Raw genomic sequence first — 18,615 nt, 5'->3', positions numbered from 1 at the left:
GACAAAATTAACAAAACGTGTCAAAATAGTTTGGTTCATTTTTTTTCTCACATATACATCAAGGAGAACAAATGAAAATTCCATGTGCCAAACGGCTTGGTTTTGTTGTAAGTGGTCTCTCTTTTCTTCAACCCGCACTGACGAATGCCCAGATGTATGACTTTACCTTGGTTGCTACAGCATTAATATTAGGGTCACGTCTACATCTTACTGAAATTAGCTGTATGTTGCTGAAAGAGAAAGCAGTGAGCACACTTTCCTATCTTTTTTCGAATGCAAAAATTTGTACAGATGAATTGCAAATGCTCTATTTGCTTCAGACACTCAACACATACAAAATTTCTCATGGCTATTTCATCATAGATGATACCATGAAACATCATACCAAATTTTGTAAATGGATTCATGGTGTTTTCATATTGTTCGATCATGCACTTGGAACCAATTTAAAAGCAACTTGCATTGTTTTCCTCTATTATAGTGATGGGGCACTTATCAAATTCCCCATTGCTTTTCGAGTATATCACAAGGGAACCGGTACTCTTATGCCTTGGCAACGCGGTAAACGGTGTGACTGCATAACCAAATATGATCTTGCAGTAGAAATGATGGAGTGGGCCATATTAAAAGTATAATACTCCCCAAAAACTGGACAGTTGTTTAAGGTGTAAAATGAGTATATCCTGATCAACAAAAAGGAGGCTCATTAATGGGTAAAATTCGAAAAAATTACAGTGCATCATTCAAAGCTAAAGTAGCGCTTGAAACGGTTAAAAAGGAAAAGACGATTTCTCAACTATCTAGTGAATATGGAGTTCATTCAAATCAAATAAATCAATGGCGAAAGCGTCTATTAGAAGAATTGCCCGATATATTTTCAAAAAAGCGTCAAAAAAAAGAAAAAGACGCTGAAGAATTCCAGGCGGAGCTTTACCAACAAATCGGCCAATTAAAGGTCGAATTGGACTGGCTAAAAAAAAAATCTAACCTTCTCAATTGATATAAAGCGTCAATACATTGAGCCGAATCATTCTTTGATACCGGTAATGCGCCAGTGTGATCTTTTGGGAATAAACAGATCAACCTATTACTATCAATCCTGCAAAGATGAGAGCTATAACCTGGCTCTCATGCGATTGATAGACGAAGAATATACCCGATATCCGTTCTACGGTGTTGAAAAAATGACGGCCGTATTAAAGCGACAAGGGCACACTGTTAATCCTAAACGAATAAGACGTTTGATGCGGCTTATGGGACTTGAAGCTATATATCCAAAACCAAATTTGAGCAAAGCATCAAAAGAGCATAAAATTTATCCATACTTGCTGCGAGGCGTTTCCATTGAGCAAGTTGACCAGGTGTGGTCAACGGATATTACCTATATCCGTTTGAATTCAGGTTTTATCTATCTTGTAGCAGTGATAGACTGGTTTAGTCGGTATGTCCTGAGCTACGAATTTTCAACCACATTGGATAAGGATTTTTGTATAAAAGCCTTACAGGGTGCCTTAAAAATTGCAAAACCTAAGATTTTTAACACGGATCAAGGCAGTCAGTTTACCAGTGATGCCTTTACCGGCGTTTTAAAAAAAGCCGATGTGAAGATCAGCATGGACGGCCGGGGCCGTGCTCTGGATAACATTTTCGTAGAGCGCCTTTGGCGTACCGTGAAATATGAACGTGTTTATCTTCACAATTATGAGACCGTCAGGGAGGCTATTCAAAACATTGGAGAATATTTTGGCTTTTACAATAATGAACGACTCCATCAATCTTTGGATTACCAGACCCCGGCAGAGATATATTTTAAAACTTTTCCAGGGTAATTTCAGAACCACTTTGTATAATTAATTAGAATACCATTAAGTCGTATTGATATTATAAAAAATGTTTCCTGCTGCAAACAAGATAAAAGCGTACTATCCAACACATAATCAGTTGGTAGTAGAGTTTGTTTGAATATTGCATAACGCTAATCAAATATATAGCGTATTTTTAGGATGATTTTTTGAATAGCGTTGCACTTAATTCAACATACTATATGTTTTGGAGGTAAAAAAATGAGAGGAGGAAAACGTGCAGGGGCTGGTCGAAAAAAGAAACCAGACCATTTGAAACGAGAGCTTGTGACAATTAGATTACCACAGTGGATGATTTCACAGCTCAAGAGGAATGGTCAAATTGGTTATTTAATTGAGAGTCAATTGGCGAAAAAAGATTTTTTGAATTTGCCGGATGATTACGAAATTGATAGTTAAGATCGGACAAATTAAAGGAAGTAACAGGCAAGATTTATCAGCAATGGTGATCAATGTGAGGTTGTAAAAATAATATATTTTGGTGAATGCCCTATTCAACGTGCGGCATAAGTTATAAACATATTAATATTGAATTTTAACAGTATGTTAATGAGATACAAAAAAGTTATAAACATTTTATCAATAAGTTATGAACATTTTAGAATGGTATTATTATTTATTAAATCAATTAGTTAAGTTGTTTATGAACATTTTTATGATAAACAGAAACATATTTTTTTTATTTACTATTATTTTTTTAATTTTCAGGATTATTTATAGCTCAAAAGCGCACCTTAAAAAACCTTGTTTTTTGTCTTGACAATGGGGAGTACCTTATATAGCTCTCATCTTTGCAGGATTGATAGTAATAGGTTGATCTGTTTATTCCCAAAAGATCACACTGGCGCATTACCGGTATCAAAGAATGATTCGGCTCAATGTATTGACGCTTTATATCAATTGAGAAGGTTAGATTTTTTTTTTAGCCAGTCCAATTCGACCTTTAATTGGCCGATTTGCTGGTAAAGCTCCGCCTGGAATTCTTCAGCGTCTTTTTCTTTTTTTTGACGCTTTTTTGAAAATATATCGGGCAATTCTTCTAATAGACGCTTTCGCCATTGATTTATTTGATTTGAATGAACTCCATATTCACTAGATAGTTGAGAAATCGTCTTTTCCTTTTTAACCGTTTCAAGCGCTACTTTAGCTTTGAATGATGCACTGTAATTTTTTCGAATTTTACCCATTGATGAGCCTCCTTTTTGTTGATCAGGATATACTCATTTTACACCTTAAACAACTGTCCAGTTTTTGGGGAGTATTATACTTTACCGAAAAACAGGCTGAAGTCCAGGCCAAAACTTTAAAAAGAATTATTGACAGCAACCTTGCCACCAAACAGGATATCCTGATGCTGCAAAAGGATATTGCTGAGACCAAAGGCGACTTGCAAAAAGAAATTGCCGAAACAAAAGCCGGAATTATAAAATGGGTGGCCGGCATGCTTTTGGCCCAGTCCGCTGTTGTGGCAACCCTGGTTAAGCTGCTCTAATATAGATTTTCAGACAATTAATTGATAAAAGGAAAAATATAGGGAATTGTCCTTTTCCGCCTTTCTGCGAAAAAGCTTCAGAATCAAAGAATCATATATTTCACTTAATCTATTCACGATTGACTGTGGGACAACAAACCTTACCGCAAGATTGTCAATAACAGCTTCTCCGGCTTTTTAAAAAATTTTTGATCGACAAAAAAACGATACAGGATGATCAAGCGTGGTTTTGCTTTCTGTATGACGTTTCATGCAAAAAAGACCTAATTTGGAAAATTATAATCCAGTTAAACAAATTTTCCTGGAATTATATTTTAATCCTGTTCAGCGTAAATCCGCGTCCAGCAAGGTCTTCGAAGCATAACTTCTGTCTATTTTTTTGAACGTTATGTGTATGAAAAAAAATACCCGGAAGCGTCTTGAAGACTCCCGGGTATCTTAATATTTTATTTTGAAAAAAACCTACTGCACAGGTACAGCACTTACAATTTTCGGTGGAGTCACGTCAGGACTTATTAAAACGTTAATCGAGTCTGCGCCAGTAGCGCCATCATCGTCTGTTGATGTTGCGGTAACTGTATAGCTGCCCGGTTTGGAATAGGTGTGGGTTGTTGCGTTGCAGTTATCATTACCATCTCCATCGCCGAAATCCCAGTGACATGATATTATCTGCCCATCAGGGTCCTCAACTGAGCTGGTAAAATTAACCCTGGAATTCGCTTCGCCTGTATAACTGCTTGTGATAGTCACAATCGGAGCCTGGTTGGCGCCGGGATTTTCCTCCGGTGTGGCACTTGCATGGGCTGTAGATGAATAATTACTGTTATCATCATATGTAAACGCAGAATAATAATAGGTTGTGCCGTTTTGCACACCATCAGAGTGCACAAAAGCATCACTGCTTCCGGGTTGGCCAATTTGATCGCAGACTAACGTGCCTTCCTGATAATTAGCTGGGTAATCATCTGTGCCGCAACGAATCATAACCCCTTCAAAATCTGTATCTGCTGGATTCGTCCAGCTTAGTGCGACCTGGCTATTGCCGGAAACAGCGTTGAATGCTGTGACATCGCCAGGGGGAATGTTATCCTGTCCTGTAGTATCAGCAAAAAACTGTCCATCGAAGCCTGCATCGTCCTGGCCGCCGTTATGAATCTGGCCGCCGACAGAACCGTCATCGTAATAGAATTTAATTTCATCTATCCAGATTGTAAAGGGACGACCCGGATTTGGCCCACCGGCTTCAGGGCCAAAGTGAAAACAGAACCTGCCGAAGTTGTCAAAATAATAGGGAATATCAGGAGGAACAGTAGAGCCGCTGTAATTTGCCTGGTCAGGATGGGTATTGACAATATATTTTACCCAGCCGTCACCGACCTGCTCGATTGTTAAACGTGAGTAATAGTGGTGTATGCCATGATCGTCTTCTGATGTTGCTGAATGGGTATCATCCCAGTTATCAGGGTCATGAATAAATGTTCCAAGCTGCCAGGTGTCATACCGGAATGGAAGCGGCTGTATGGGAAATCCTTCAGGGAACCTGACATAAAAACTCATCCGGTTGGCATTTTCCGCTTCAGGCATGTGGTCTGTTATTTTGTCGTTTGAGCGAAAATAGACACTATCATTAGAGCTTGCAAAAGTTAGTTTTAAGGAATTATTTGTACCGTTTGCCCCGATATTATCTATTTCAAGCATGTCACCGGAGCCTGCTGAAAGAAAGGCCCAGCCTCTGCCATTGCCGGTGGGATCCTGACTGCCGCCAGGCTGCCACAAAACAGTGTCTTCAAAATCCTGCAGGGTATTCATTTGAGCGGATTGTGCCCCTGTGGTAAAGGTGAAATCATCGGATTCCGATGTATTGCCGCTGGAATCGCTTGAAATAACTTTAAAATGGTAGGCGGTTTCCTGCAAAAGCCCGGATACTGATATCGTATGGTTAGTGACAAGGGATAAATCTGTCACTTCCAGTCCATAATTATTTGACTCGCCATATTCTGCCTTACTGCTTGATGGTTCGTCAGTTGTCCAGGTGATGGTTGCAGATTGTGTAGACATATTGCCTGCCTGCACATCGCTTATAACCGGGGGAGTATTATCTCCGGCAGGAGGATTGACTGTAATTTGAACTGTATCTTCACCTGTTGCGCCCAGATTATCTATAACAATCAATTGTATCTCGTGGGCGACACCTGTGGTTAAAATTACTGTTGGAGATTCTCCTGTGGCTTTTTGCTGCCCGTTTTCGCTCCACACATAGCCGGCAATTGATCCGTCCGAGTCATAAGAGCCTGAAGCGTCAAGGGTTACTTCCTCGCTGCCGTTATTATCCGAGTCCGTTACTGTCGGATCTGCCCCGGCATTTGCTACAGGGGGGGTGTTTTGCTGCTGACTGCCGTAAATTTCGGGGGGAATTGGGTTGCCGAGGTATTCCCAGATGTATTTTGTGAGTGTCTGGGGGCTGCCGTCCATGGAAGTTCCTGTGCAGAAACCGCGGGCGCCGCTCAGATTGCCATTATCATAAGAATAGGCACGCATGTGCTGACGAATGATATCTTCATTCGGGAAAGGCCAAAGATTTTCATCTGCCTGGCCATTTGTTCCGTCCTGTAAAAGGTTATAGCCAGGTTCTCCCCAAAATGTCCCTGATTTACCCATTCTTTTGATAATTGTAGCGCCTCTATCGCCTCCATCGCTTGCGGTTCCGTCAAGATTTGAGCCGTCTTCGATACGAACGAGATATTTTAAAGCTGGTATGCCGTTACCGGGAGTGCCGTCTATGGGGTCGATGGCGTTGGAGTTTTCCGAACAATAATCATTAGGGAATGCTGAAAAACCATTATAATTTTGTCCGTTAGCATATAATACATTATTATCCGAAGAAGAACCTGCTATATCTCCACTGTGCAAAGCTGTATCACTAATATTATAAAAAATACTGTTAGTAACATCAGTTGTGCCTGCTGTTCCACCCCACGAATCTACTCCATAACCTACCAAGCCCCCCATAGTACAATGATTAATATTATAACCACCTGGAGAAAGTCCATTATCACTTCTCGCTCCTATGCCACGATTTTTTATTGACCAGGCAACAGAATTTTTTATATCCCATCCTGCTCCAGGAGAACCACCTGTAAAATAATTATCATTATTAAGGCCAATGCAACTGTCAATAATAACATTAGTAGCGCCATGATGCACATAAAATGACGGACCTCGTTCATCAGTATTAAACCAATACTCATCATGATCACTATCAATAACTATACAATTTTGTAAAACTGTATTATTAGATGAATACATACTAAATGCCGCCATTGGCCAAGAGCAATCAATTCTATCAATTCTTACTACGCATCTCCTAAGAACTATATGATCTCCACCTATTAAAAATGCGTAATGATTTCCACCCCATGCCCAGCAATCTTCTAAAAGAATATACTCAGAAGACCCAGCACTAAAACAATTATCGTTTGATAGTCCTGATACATTCATTGTAAAAGAACATCGAAGGAATTTAATATGATCTGCACCAGAAATTCTAACACTCGACTCTGATTTTAATCCTTCATAACTAACATAATGTTGATCTGCAACATTAGCCATCCTTAAAAAACTGTCTGGAAAAATGGCTTCCCCATCATGCTCAGCTTTAATCGTTGTATACTGATCCGCCGTCCCACTTGGCGGAACCGCAAACTGCCATAATGCATTATTGTCGCCAGAATAAGTGCCGTCTCTAATTATAAGCGTGTCGCCGCCATTCATACCTGCGACTGCTGTTCGCAAATTAGCAAAATCATCCGGCATATAATATGTTGCAGCGTATATTATTTTACTATTTAAAAAAATAGAAATAGCAAAAAACAACATAATAATAATAATTTTTTTATTCAACCTGATTGAATCCATAATATTTTTCCTCCTCATTAATTTTTTCATTTCATGTTTTTCAAAATACACGCAAGGAATATGCCAAAAAAAAGCATAAGTTGAAAGACGACCATCCAATGCCCTATATTATTCAACATGATAAAAAAATATGTAACCGTTCACGGTTATAGGTTCACAGTTAACGGTTGAAAAATACAGCGGGTTTCGGTGGATTCGCTTCGCTTAATCCACCCTACAAACTTACGTTGCTCTTGAACCGTAGGGTGGATTAAGGAGCGTAAGCGACGAATCCACTAAAGTAGCTGTCCCGCCTTACGCTGATGGCCTGAAATTCAATTTATAAACAGGAAATTATGCCGCTTGTAACCGTGAACGGTTACAAAAATATTTTATGAGAAGGTCTTTATCCGATTATAGAGATTTAAAACTGAACGTGCATTGTGTATCCAAAGATGTTTTTCTAAAACTTGTTCCCTGGCATTTTTTCCTATTTGTTTGCGCAGGTCTTTATTTTCACAAGCATGAATTAATTGTTCCTTTAAACTTTGTACATTTTTTCTATCAAAAACAAAACCTGTCACTTCATCTTGTATGACATCTAAAATTGGAGGAAGTTTTGGCACAACCGGCACTACTTTCATGGACATGTACTCAAAAAGCTTCATAGGAGAACCGTATTGATTTGAGTCAGGAATAACACCGATATCCATCGCCTTTAAATAACAAGGTACATATTCCGACGAAACTTTTCCCGTAAATATCACTTTTTCGATTAAACCACTGTTTTTTATTTTATCTTTAACATCCTGAAGACAAACGCCGGAACCAACCATCAAAAAATAAACATTGGGGATCTTCTTGATCACATCCGGCATAACCCGCAACAGCATATCAACACCATGCCACTTGGCAAAAGAACCTATAAAGCCTATAATTGTTTTACCTTTTAGCTTCAACTGAGAACGTACTTTGTCATCATATCTAAAAGGATCAAAAACCAAAGGATCAACCGCGTTGGGGAGAAATGAAACTTTTTCCTCTGAAACTCCCCTTTGACAAAGTATTCGTTTGAATTCAGAAGAAATAGTTACAATAGCGTCACAATTCCTGAACACCCACGATTCTATCCGCTGCGCCAAAAATTCTGCTTTGTGCCGGCGAACCCGCCTTATGCCTGTTGCATCATTAACCTCCAATATAACAGGTATATTATATTTTTTCCCAAACCAAACGGTTGCAAACGTGTTCAAAGCATACCGTTCGTAAATAAAATCAATATGCTTTTTTTGAACATTTTTTTTCAAATTAGCATATAATACAAAGTTATAGGCTAACTCCATTAATTCAAAAAGTAATTGCGGACAAAATTTACTAACAAACGTCCAAAAACTTTGACGTCCACCACCGTTTTTTTCGTTTTTCTTGAGTTTTTTTTCCACATTGTTTGTGGTTGCGCCTGGGACAGCAACATAATTGACATGATGTCCAAGCTGAAGAAAAGCGTTTGCCATGCCTTTTATGTGTATCCCCTCAACATCCTCACCCCTTGTACGGTGAGAATAAAGTATATTAAACCGATCTGAAGTTTCCATTGTTCCTTTATAATTTGACATCATATATTCTCATGCATCCATTCTGAAAACACTAAAAGCGTCATTAATATTTTACTATTATCTTCCCTCTTATTGTGCGCTGATATTATCTTATCAAGGATTTTCCGTGTAAATAATGAAGAACCTTTCAAATTAGTAATAACTTCTGCAACGTTGTTTAATAATTCTCCCTGAAACCATTTTTTTGTCGGTACTGGAAATCCCATCTTCTTTCTATATACAATTTCACGGGGCAAAAGAGGCTCTGCAATTTTTTTCAGAATATATTTCCCCTCTCCGCCGTTTATTTTATATTTGGCAGGAAGCGCCATTGCAGCTTCCACCAGTCTGTGATCCAGGAATGGAACCCTAAGTTCCACAGAGGCTGCCATGGTCATTTTATCTGCCTTAACCAGAAGATCATCAACAAGCCAGGTTTTGGTATCAACATAAAGCATCTGTGATAATGAATCCATTTTTTTAACACGCTCAAAATAACCTTCAAAAACAGATTCAAGATAATCTGATTTGGAGTTAAAAAAATCAGGAGTGTATAATAATTTTTTTTGCGAATCTGTAAGATAACTTGAAGTCCCTTGATAACGACCGGATAAAGGCAGCGTAAGCCAGTCGAGATACTTGCGTTGCTTCATTTTTGGGGCACGATTCCCCAGGCTTTTTAATAATGGAAAAATAAAATTGGGCAAAATTTTATGTGCCTTATCAATCCTTGCCATATATTGATAAAGATAATAGCCTCCAAAAATTTCATCGCTGCCCTCCCCGGAAAGAAGCACGGTTACTTTTTTGCGGGCAAGTTTTGCAATATGGTAAAGAGCAATGGCCGCAGGTTCAACAATTGGTTCTTCGGCAAATTTTACCAGTGTTTTAAGAGAAGAAAAAAAATCGTTGGATTCAAGATAAAACAGATTATGGCTGGTCTTAAATTTGTCGGCTATAATCTTCGCATACTTTTCCTCGCTTTCACCTTCATGATAGCCGACTGTAAAGGTATTAACAGGATCGGCCGTAACATTGCTCATTAATGCCACAACCAGACTAGAATCCAGGCCACCGCTTAAAAAAGCGCCAAGGGGCACATCACTCATAAGCCTCTTTGCTACAGCGTCTTCAAGCAGTTCCTTTATATATTGCGTAGCTGTATTGGAATTCATCTCCTGAATATGATTAAAATTAAAATCCCAGTATTCACGCTCTTTAATCCCGGATGTGTCCACCATCAGCCAATGACCAGGGGCAAGTTTTTTTATATTTTTAAACATTGTTTCAGGCCCTGGAACATAACCAAGTGAAAAATAGGCATCCAGCACATTTTCATTTAATTGCGGCTTTACCAGCCCTGTCTTTAAAATTGCCCTTATCTCAGATGCACAAATAAATACATCTTTGTCTGAATAATAATACAGGGGCTTTATCCCCAGACGGTCACGAACAACCCACATTTTTTTTGCACTATTATCCCACACAGCAAATGCGAACATACCGTTAAATTTATCAACACAATCAGCGCCCCACTGCTCATATCCATGTACGATTACTTCAGTATCGCAATCTGTTTTAAATATATGCCCTTTTGCTTCAAGTTCTTTTTTTATCTCTTTATAATTATAAATTTCTCCATTATAGACAGTGGCAATCCGTTCATCTTCATTGAACATTGGCTGCTTGCCTGTAGAAAGGTCAATAATGCTTAGGCGGCGATGTCCCAAACCAACATTTTTATGCACAAAATACCCGCAGCCATCAGGGCCTCGGTGTACCATGGTGGTGGTGGCATCTATTACCATCTGTTTGTTGACAGGATGATCTTTGTTTAAAAAATATATTCCGAAAATTCCACACATGAGCTAAGACCAATTTTTAATTCTTAATTTTGAATTTTTAATGGTGAATTAGGGTATCAAAAATAGAATCAATCCTTTAATTTTGAATTAAAAGCAAATAAGATCAATTTTTAATGCTGAATGAAGGCATTTAAATTGTCATCTTATGTATTATCTTGAGTTGTTTTGACTATATGAGGTGAGAATTTTGATGATTTTTTCAGAATTCATGAGCAAAACGGACAAATCCAGATCATTACAAAGATTACTGTCCCGCAATAAACGTAACCAGCAATTTGTTTCTCTTGCTTCTTTGGAGGCTATGGACATTTTTGAGATAAATCCTTGCGACTTTGGGCTGCTATAGCTCTTCTACATTGGCGCCTATACTTGTTCCCGAGCGAACAATCTGTTTCGATATTATGTATTCGTTTTGTTCTAACATCGCTTTATACAAACCTATTACATCAAGCGCGAATTGATAGGTTTTTTCTAATAATATTTGGTTTCTTCTCATTTCCCATAATTCAAAATTCAAAAAGACGACTAATTTTTCAATATATTTTTTAGTTTTCCAATAATATCAAATATTGTTACTGGTTGAATTGACTCATGCTGTTCGGGATCATTCAAAGGATGAATATGCCAATCTCTTATACTATCTTTATCAATACCCCATATTCTTTTCTCATTTTTAATTAAAGCAAATGCTATCGTCTCAGTTATTTCATTATAGTAAACATTCAAAAACATTTCACCTGCCAAAACTACTCGTCCATTTATAATAATTCCTTCTGACTTAAGATCAATATCTTCGACAAAATTAGTATCAGCCAAAGCAGCAATAAGTTCCTTTAGAAAAGTTTTTACATCCATTGCGATCTCATAGATTCATAATGCACTTTCAGTGTTTCTGCCCTTTCCCATGCCCAGAAGTCTCTTTCTACATCATAAGAAAATATATCCTTGTTTATTTCCCCTTTGCTGCTTTTTTCTGTAAATTCATTAAACGACATATTCCATTTAGCCTCGAATCCTTCTAATTCATTATTCAAATCCTTAAGTTTTAACACCAGATATTCACTAAGGATTTGCTTCAAAGCAATTTCCAAATCAGTACTTTGGGTTGCTTTAATTAAAAATTCGCCCAACTTTGGTGATAATGCAAGCATTTATACCTCCTTTCACAACTTCCATGATAACAGTAACAATTCCCCCGCAAGACGCAAAAGAGACTGTCTTTAAACTTATTAACTTATTCGAGCTGTGCGGGTAGTCATTAGCCGGTTAGCCATTAGCGTTTAGCCGTTAGCATTGAAAAGGGGTGGAAATGAGAGATTTTAAAGAACTTAATCAACAGGTCAATGAGGTAAAGAGGATGTTGAACAGTTTTATCCAAAAGCTAACCGCACAGGTCGAACTTATTCATGTATATATCAAGCAGCCAAGACGGGCTAAATGCCCGCAACCCCGCAAAAAAACAAATGACATGAGCCACCTTTTTGTTAGCAAGATGGAAGCAAAAAACCCATAAAACAACTGATTGATGCTGTAATTCGACAGAAGAATACCTGCTTTTAAAATCAGCCAAACCACCTTCCCATGTGAAATCAAATTGAGCTGAAGATAAGTTTTCTCTTTAATAACCTTTGGTTTGCTACGCATATTCCATAATTTAAAATTAAAAATTACTTTACTCCGTAAAGAAAATACTTCCAGGCTGGTACGATTCTAATTATTTTTCCATTTTTTTCTATTTTATCTTCCTCGTCCATGGTAACGATTATACCGCCCTCAAGATCTAACTCCTCAAAAGCTTTAAACAAAGCCCGGCACTCTCTTTGCCTGGTTTTTTCATTCTGCATATCTGCACAAACCTGTAAAAGTTTTTCTGAACCAATTGCATCGGGACAGAAAAAATCAACCTCCAGACCATTTTTAGTTTTATAGTAGTAAACTTTTTGCTCAGCCTGCAGAAAGGAGCAAAAAACCATATTCTCCAGGTAGCGACCGATATTGGCAGAAAATGAAAAAGCTGCAGAAGCTGTCAACCCATTATCAATACAGTAAATTTTCTTTGACGCACGCAGTTGTTTTTTAAGCGAAAAATCATATCGCTCCAACGTATAAAGTAAAAAAGCATCATTAAAAAAGCCCACATAGTCTTTGACTGTTTTGTCAGATAAACCAACCACTTTAGTCAGGCTGTTGAAAGTAAAAAGACTACTGATATTTGAAACAAGATAGTAGAATAATTTTTCAACCTCATAAGGTTTTTTCAATTCAAAACGAGGCACAATATCCTGATAAAGAATATTTTTTGCATAATTGAATAAAATATCTTTTTTTAGAAGTTTTTTTCCTGCCAGTACAACTTCAGGAAAACCACCTTCAGATAAATAATTATCACATAATTTTCTCAATCTGTTACGATTGCGAATGGCCTGTATTGGTGATGCCGCCTGTTCACCTCTGGCCAGCAGGTATTCATTAAAGTCAAAAGGATACAGCGTCAGCGGAAGCGTCCGCCCTGAAAGCAGTGTGACCAGCTCTGAAGAAAGTAATTGTGAATTTGAACCCGTGATAAAAAATTTTATATTTTCAGTTTCATATTTTGATTTAATAAATACCTGCCAATCGCTAAAATACTGTAATTCATCAAGAAAAAAATAAATTGTTCCATGAGGATCAACAATTTTTAAATAATCATCATATATTTTTTCAAGATTACGGATATCTTCGCGATATGGAGTAAAATATGGATTCTCAAGATTGAGAAACAGGATATTTGAGGGCAAAACATCTTTTTCCCGGATAAGATAGTTTATGGTCTGCCGCAGCAATGTACTCTTGCCGCAGCGTCGAACCCCGACAATAGATATGACCTGCCGTGCATCAATATATTTCCTGACCGTTTCCATTGCCTTTCGCGGAATGCCGGGTTCAAAAAACAGATTATCCCAATGGGGATTTTGATCAACAATAACATCTTCGAACATTCGGAGCAAACTCCCTCTCTTTTCTATTTTTTACGGAGTTTAATCCGAATTATTACGTTTGTCAACAAAAAACAATTATGAATTTTAAATTTTGAATTGTAAATTATAGAATTCCTTAATTCAGCCTTCATCATTCAAAATTCATCATTTTCTTATAAAAAGAAAGTTGAAAAACATCCACCTGCACCTTATTATGTATTTTTTTGGTCCCTGTAATTTTTTGTACAAATAAATAATATCAATGGCAAATTAATACGTCTTCTCTTTGAGAATATCGAGTTTTTATTTATCAGCCACAATTCAAAATTTAAAATTAAGAATCGCCTTCCAAGACCGACCTAAAAACATCAACGGTCTGCTTTGCCACCTTATCCCAGGTAAACTGACGGCCATAAGCTGATATCATTTCTTTGCCCCAGTTTTGTGACATTGCTTTTTTCATTATGGCAGTAAACTCTGAAACGCTATCCGGTTCACATAAAAACCCAAACCTGTCATCTTTTATTAAATCAGGGATAGCTCCCACAGTTGTCGATATAACCGGCACGCCACATGCCAGGGCTTCATGAATGACAACTGGACATCCTTCTCTTTGAGATGGTAAACAAAAAAAATCAGACGCATTGAGCCACCAATATATTTGATCATGAGGCACAGGCCCAACAAATTTAACACTACCTTTCAATCCCAAGCTGACAACAAGTGCCTCAAGCCTCTTTTTTAAGGGCCCATCTCCAACGATATATATCGTTAATTTACTATCTGCTACCAATGAGACTGATTTAAGCAAAATATCCAGATTCTTTTCCTCTGATAAACGAGCGACACAAACACCAATTATTTTATCAGAGGTCAACCCGAGTTTAAATCTTGCTTTTTTCTGATCTATTACAGGAAACTTATTTAAATCTACTCCATTTAATATTACTGAAATTTTATTTTTATCCACATGGTATTCATTAACAAGTTTATGTTTTAAATCATTGCTTACAACTATTATTTTATCAAGAAGTTTAAACGCGTTAATATATTTTTTCTTATGACTTTTTTTCCCGTAATATTCAATAGCCTCATTACCATGCACTACTCCAACAAACTTTATACTATATTTTTTAGCATACCTGGCGGCTGCATAAGCATCAGGATAAATCCATTCAACATGCATAATGTCACAATCTGGCTTTTTATTTTTCCAAAATCGAAAACACATAATATAATATGTTATCCACCTTAATGGCCATAGTAATGAAGGTAAGCCAAAATATTGGGGGTGCAGCACCTTAAGGTAATCAAATTTTTCAACAAATGGGGGAATATTATTTTTTAATAAAGGAACATATGATACAGGCGCCACAATATCCGTCTTAAATAGCAGGGACAATGCCTTTGCTCTTTCGACCATAAAAGGCACACTGAATGGTGTAATAGTATTCGGAAACATATGGCTGAGAAAAATAATCTTCAATTTTATTTATATGACCTCATTTTTTAGAATTTTAAATTTAGGAATTCTAATAATTTATAAAATGGCGTTAAACGATATCTCCTTTTCAGATTTTGTTGTACGCGACAGAGCATGACAGTTATTAAAAATTAACTGGCTTTCGAAATTACTGAAACAATCTTTTCGCACACTTTGTCCCACATCCAATTTTTTAACGCTTCACCAGTTGCATTATGTGAAAGTTGTTTTAAAAGCAGAGGGTTTTCAATTAGAGAGATCATCGCATTTGCTAAAGATTCAATATCTTCCTGAGGCACGATAATGCCACATTTTCCGGCTAAAACCGGTTCAGGCGCACCACATGTTTCAGTTACTATCGGAACCAGACCATAGGACATAGCTTCAATGGTTACATGACCCGCTCTCTCATATCTCGAAGGTAAAATGAAAATATCAGACGAGCCTAATATTTTTTTAAGTTTGTCAGCTTCACAATATCCATGAAAAAGCAAACCTTTAGTCAAATCACCTGAATATTCTTCACTATTCATACCAGCAATATTCAATATTACGTCAGGATATTTTTCCTGTACTATTTTAAAAGCAGAGATTAAAATATCCAGCCCCTTTATAGGAGAGTTGCGACCCACAAATACAAAATGAGGAGGATTATTAAAAAAGCCTTTATCTTTCTTTTCTATAGTCAAACAAGGTCCCCATCCTACATCAATTATTTTTTCTGATTCGATTTCACATTGCTCAATATGTTGTCTTTTTGCCCATTTGCTGAAAGTAAAAATGCGCGTGGCCTGTTTATATGCCTTTTTTTGCATCCCGGAAAGCCATTGTCCGAATCTTGGACAATACCAATAGGGATTATTGGGGTCATATGCCCCATCGAGATAAAAAAAAATCTTCGGATCACCGAACAAAGAATAATCATAGGAATTCATTAGCCCAAACTGCAAAACAGCATCAACTTTTTTACTAAATTTTTTGATTGCATTATTACCATTTTTTTTTCTGAAAAAAACTGCAAGGGGATTTCTATAAAATTCGTTTTGCCACAGTTTTCTGTTCAAATGAAAAGAGACAAGCGCTGAAATGTATTTTTGCCACCATTTAATTGAAACCCCCGACAGATCAATCTCAACTACTTCGCAAAATTGTGCACAACCCTCTGCAATATATTTGCCTCTCCTGTCTGTATAGATGACGGCGAGTTTCATGTTTGCTCCTTTTAATCCAAACTACAAATAACAATAGGGTTTGATGACCAAGTCCCTTACTTTGTTTGGTGCTTTTTCCAGACCCAATTCAACAGCCTTAACAAGGTTATACATTTCGCGGGAAGTCACGTAATGCAAAATATAATCTTTGCCATCATTATATTTTCTTTCCAAGTACCCAAAAGCTCTGTCAGCGGATTCTCCAAAATTAGCATCAAAGCGAATTTTCCTTCCAGCGTGTGTATGCAGCTTAATAAACCTCCAATTGGGCTGACCATTAATTGCAATTGAATTTTTCACCCAAAAATCCACTCTCTCCTCAGTCGGAGGGTTATTAAAATCTAAATCAGAATATTCAATTGCGAGTTTCATTTTTTTATTTTTATCAGTACGGAAACCAATGATCCCCTGTATTATCATTAAATCATTCGCTGGGGGCTTCTGCCCGCACTTTACAGGAATGCCCCAATTATATGATTTTGGCCTACGAGGATCATCGTGTGCATAATAAATTTTGTTAACAATTGCAGGCTGACATTGCCCAAGAGATGGAAAAGTAAAATCTGCATAACATCCACACTCACGTAAAATAGTCAATTCATCATTTACCCCGCATATTGCATCCCCTGCAGAATTATCAAGCGACCAGTCACCATGGATAAAACCAAACCGCGGCTTGCCATCGGGCTGACTGAAAATTCCATATTTCCCGTAATCATCAATACATTTTAAAATTTTTTCTCTTAAAGTCTGCGATGTATCCGGGAATGGATCCATTAGATTATGATGAAGGTGCATCTCGATATCACCATAACCCCACTGGCACAGCTCAACAATGTGGGGCAGCAGACTGTGGTCTAAATGAGGTGGATAAAACCATGTATGCTGAATTGGTTTGCCGTCTGCATCACAATGTTTATCAGCAAATTTCGGATAGCTGCGTTTCCATTCCAATACACGTTTTAATGCTGTAGAATAAGGTACATGGCCATTAAATGGTTCAAAATGGTCAACTACGCAAAGAAAGATGTGAATCGGTTTACCGGGGTCAGGTTTTTCTCTATACAGCAACTGTTGCCATAAGTAATAAGGCAGCCAGTATCTTAATCCTTTTCCTGAAATGTTCATTAAACATACCTTGTTAATTCATTTTCCAGTTTAGCTGCAAGCATATTCCATCGAAAATTTTCCCATACCCTTTTTTTTCCATCTTTACCCATAGCTTTTGCCTTATCAGTATTAGTTAATAAATATATAATTTTTTCAACCAATTCTTCAGTTTTATAAGGATTTACATTATAACCAGTCACACCATCTTCAATAGCCTCTATCGCTCCTCCAGCACTACCGCCGATAGCAGGTCTGCTTGAAGCAGATGCCTCTAAAAATACAATACCAAAGCCTTCTGTATCGCCATCGTCTAAAATCCGGTTAGGCATGACAAAAACATCTCCACAATGATGAAAAGCACAGATATCCTTATCCGCTATAAAGCCACAGAACTTCACATAATCCTGCAGATGATGCTCCTCAACCAACGATTTTAATTGTGGCAAATATGGCCCTGTACCACCAATTAAATAAATGACATCAGGAATTTTTTTGATGATTTCCGGCATTGCCCGAATAACAAGATCATGCCCTTTTCGTTTATCAAGCCGGCCTACGGTATACATAACTTTTCTGTCACTGACCCCAAACTGTTTCTTGCACTCATTTTTATCCATGTGCTGGAAAAACTTTTCTTCAACTCCAGGATAGGCGATAAATTCCGGTATCTTTTTCCCCAAAAATTCCTGCAAACGATTATGAGTAAAAAGAGAATTGCAAGCATAAGCATCCAGACGGTTTATCAACCAGCGAAACAAACCATTTGATTTCAGATTAATTACCGGGATATCTTCACCATGAAAAATACAGATAAAAGGCAAATGAAGTACCAACTTTAACGGCAAGAGAGAAAAAAAATAAAAAAAGGATGAATGGGCAAAAATCACATGGGAGATGTGTTCTTTTTTGATAATCTTAAACAGAGTTGTACAAAAAGAGAAAAAAAGTAATGGGTGTTTTACAATGGAAAAAACATTCAAATCTTCCGGAATTTCCGTTACCCTGTAAACTTTTTGCTGCTTCAGGCCCAATTTATCATCAATCTTATCTGTCTCTTTTTCATCCCCCTGCTTTCGGGTCAAAACTACGCAGGAACCCGGCAGCATATTCTGAACATAATGAAAAGAATACTGCTGTACACCTCCC

General features: G+C 37.5%; 17 protein-coding genes and 1 pseudogene. 5 read left to right on the top strand and 13 right to left on the bottom strand.

Annotated features, from left to right (window positions below; translation table 11 throughout):
* The first annotated feature begins 71 nt into the window (after positions 1 to 71).
* The 3 genes from BuS5_RS00335 to BuS5_RS00325 all read left to right on the top strand — a co-directional run bounded on the left by BuS5_RS00335 (position 72) and on the right by BuS5_RS00325 (position 2,261).
* The gene (locus tag BuS5_RS00335) at positions 72 to 635 is read left to right on the top strand and encodes a hypothetical protein (RefSeq protein ID WP_274427924.1); all 564 of its coding nucleotides are present in this window, start codon (positions 72 to 74) and stop codon (positions 633 to 635) included.
* Positions 636 to 709: 74 nt separating this feature from the next.
* Positions 710 to 1,829, top strand: a protein-coding gene (locus BuS5_RS00330) for an IS3 family transposase (RefSeq protein WP_245266731.1) whose coding sequence is annotated in 2 segments (ribosomal slippage) — positions 710 to 982 and positions 984 to 1,829 — 1,119 coding nt in all. Because the reading frame shifts where the segments join, the coding sequence is not laid out codon by codon here.
* Positions 1,830 to 2,063: 234 nt separating this feature from the next.
* Positions 2,064 to 2,261 (top strand): hypothetical protein, encoded by a 198-nt coding sequence (locus BuS5_RS00325; protein WP_274427654.1) that lies wholly within the window; start codon positions 2,064 to 2,066, stop codon positions 2,259 to 2,261.
* A 397-nt stretch (positions 2,262 to 2,658) separates the two neighbouring features.
* Here the strand turns inward: BuS5_RS00325 and BuS5_RS00320 are convergent.
* Positions 2,659 to 3,049 (bottom strand): annotated as a pseudogene (locus tag BuS5_RS00320) (transposase); the annotation flags it as partial.
* Between the two features lie 2 nt (positions 3,050 to 3,051).
* Here BuS5_RS00320 and BuS5_RS00315 point away from each other — a divergent pair.
* A complete protein-coding gene (locus tag BuS5_RS00315) occupies positions 3,052 to 3,354 on the top strand; it encodes a hypothetical protein (protein ID WP_035265395.1) in 303 nt (100 codons plus the stop codon).
* 462 nt (positions 3,355 to 3,816) lie between these two features.
* Here BuS5_RS00315 and BuS5_RS00310 read toward each other — a convergent pair whose 3' ends face one another.
* From BuS5_RS00310 to BuS5_RS00290, 7 genes are all read right to left on the bottom strand, one after another.
* Positions 3,817 to 7,269 (bottom strand): PKD domain-containing protein, encoded by a 3,453-nt coding sequence (locus BuS5_RS00310; protein ID WP_027353922.1) that lies wholly within the window; start codon positions 7,267 to 7,269, stop codon positions 3,817 to 3,819.
* A gap of 371 nt (positions 7,270 to 7,640) precedes the next feature.
* Complete coding sequence (locus BuS5_RS00305; RefSeq protein ID WP_255342813.1) at positions 7,641 to 8,843, bottom strand: glycosyltransferase family 4 protein; 1,203 nt, start codon at positions 8,841 to 8,843, stop codon at positions 7,641 to 7,643.
* Between the two features lie 20 nt (positions 8,844 to 8,863).
* A complete protein-coding gene (asnB, locus tag BuS5_RS00300; protein WP_027353924.1) occupies positions 8,864 to 10,708 on the bottom strand; it encodes an asparagine synthase (glutamine-hydrolyzing) in 1,845 nt (614 codons plus the stop codon).
* Between the two features lie 150 nt (positions 10,709 to 10,858).
* Positions 10,859 to 11,017, bottom strand: a complete 159-nt coding sequence (locus BuS5_RS20285) for a four helix bundle protein (RefSeq protein ID WP_198012245.1) — start codon at positions 11,015 to 11,017, stop codon at positions 10,859 to 10,861.
* A gap of 31 nt (positions 11,018 to 11,048) precedes the next feature.
* Positions 11,049 to 11,132: a four helix bundle protein gene (locus BuS5_RS20280; protein ID WP_443112714.1), complete on the bottom strand. Its 84-nt coding sequence runs from the start codon at positions 11,130 to 11,132 to the stop codon at positions 11,049 to 11,051.
* Positions 11,133 to 11,233: 101 nt separating this feature from the next.
* On the bottom strand, positions 11,234 to 11,563 hold the full coding sequence (locus tag BuS5_RS00295) for a hypothetical protein (protein WP_027353925.1): 330 nt from the start codon (positions 11,561 to 11,563) through the stop codon (positions 11,234 to 11,236).
* Positions 11,554 to 11,859 carry a hypothetical protein gene (locus BuS5_RS00290; protein ID WP_035265400.1) on the bottom strand — a complete coding sequence of 102 codons (306 nt, stop codon included), beginning with the start codon at positions 11,857 to 11,859 and terminating at the stop codon, positions 11,554 to 11,556. Before BuS5_RS00290 ends, BuS5_RS00295 begins: the two co-directional genes overlap by 10 nt.
* A gap of 158 nt (positions 11,860 to 12,017) precedes the next feature.
* On the opposite strand from BuS5_RS00290, the gene BuS5_RS00285 reads away from it, so the two are divergent.
* Positions 12,018 to 12,221 (top strand): hypothetical protein, encoded by a 204-nt coding sequence (locus BuS5_RS00285; protein ID WP_027353926.1) that lies wholly within the window; start codon positions 12,018 to 12,020, stop codon positions 12,219 to 12,221.
* Between the two features lie 154 nt (positions 12,222 to 12,375).
* On the opposite strand, the gene BuS5_RS00280 is transcribed toward BuS5_RS00285, so the two are convergent.
* From BuS5_RS00280 to BuS5_RS00260, 5 genes are all read right to left on the bottom strand, one after another.
* The gene (locus tag BuS5_RS00280) at positions 12,376 to 13,686 is read right to left on the bottom strand and encodes an ATP-binding protein (protein WP_051374774.1); all 1,311 of its coding nucleotides are present in this window, start codon (positions 13,684 to 13,686) and stop codon (positions 12,376 to 12,378) included.
* Positions 13,687 to 13,999: 313 nt separating this feature from the next.
* Positions 14,000 to 15,088, bottom strand: a complete 1,089-nt coding sequence (locus BuS5_RS00275; RefSeq protein ID WP_232223054.1) for a glycosyltransferase — start codon at positions 15,086 to 15,088, stop codon at positions 14,000 to 14,002.
* A 191-nt stretch (positions 15,089 to 15,279) separates the two neighbouring features.
* Entirely contained in the window at positions 15,280 to 16,212 is a 933-nt protein-coding gene (locus BuS5_RS00270; protein WP_198012247.1) for a glycosyltransferase family 4 protein, read from the bottom strand.
* A gap of 168 nt (positions 16,213 to 16,380) precedes the next feature.
* Positions 16,381 to 17,487 (bottom strand): hypothetical protein, encoded by a 1,107-nt coding sequence (locus BuS5_RS00265; protein WP_035265402.1) that lies wholly within the window; start codon positions 17,485 to 17,487, stop codon positions 16,381 to 16,383.
* Positions 17,487 to 18,575 (bottom strand): glycosyltransferase family 4 protein, encoded by a 1,089-nt coding sequence (locus BuS5_RS00260; protein WP_274428177.1) that lies wholly within the window; start codon positions 18,573 to 18,575, stop codon positions 17,487 to 17,489. Before BuS5_RS00260 ends, BuS5_RS00265 begins: the two co-directional genes overlap by 1 nt.
* Positions 18,576 to 18,615 lie beyond the last annotated feature (40 nt).

Origin of the sequence: Desulfosarcina sp. BuS5 (genome assembly GCF_028752835.1) — a bacterium.
Lineage (GTDB): Bacteria > Desulfobacterota > Desulfobacteria > Desulfobacterales > BuS5 > BuS5.
Note: the sequence above shows the minus strand (reverse complement) of the source record. Positions and strands in the feature narration are given on the sequence as shown.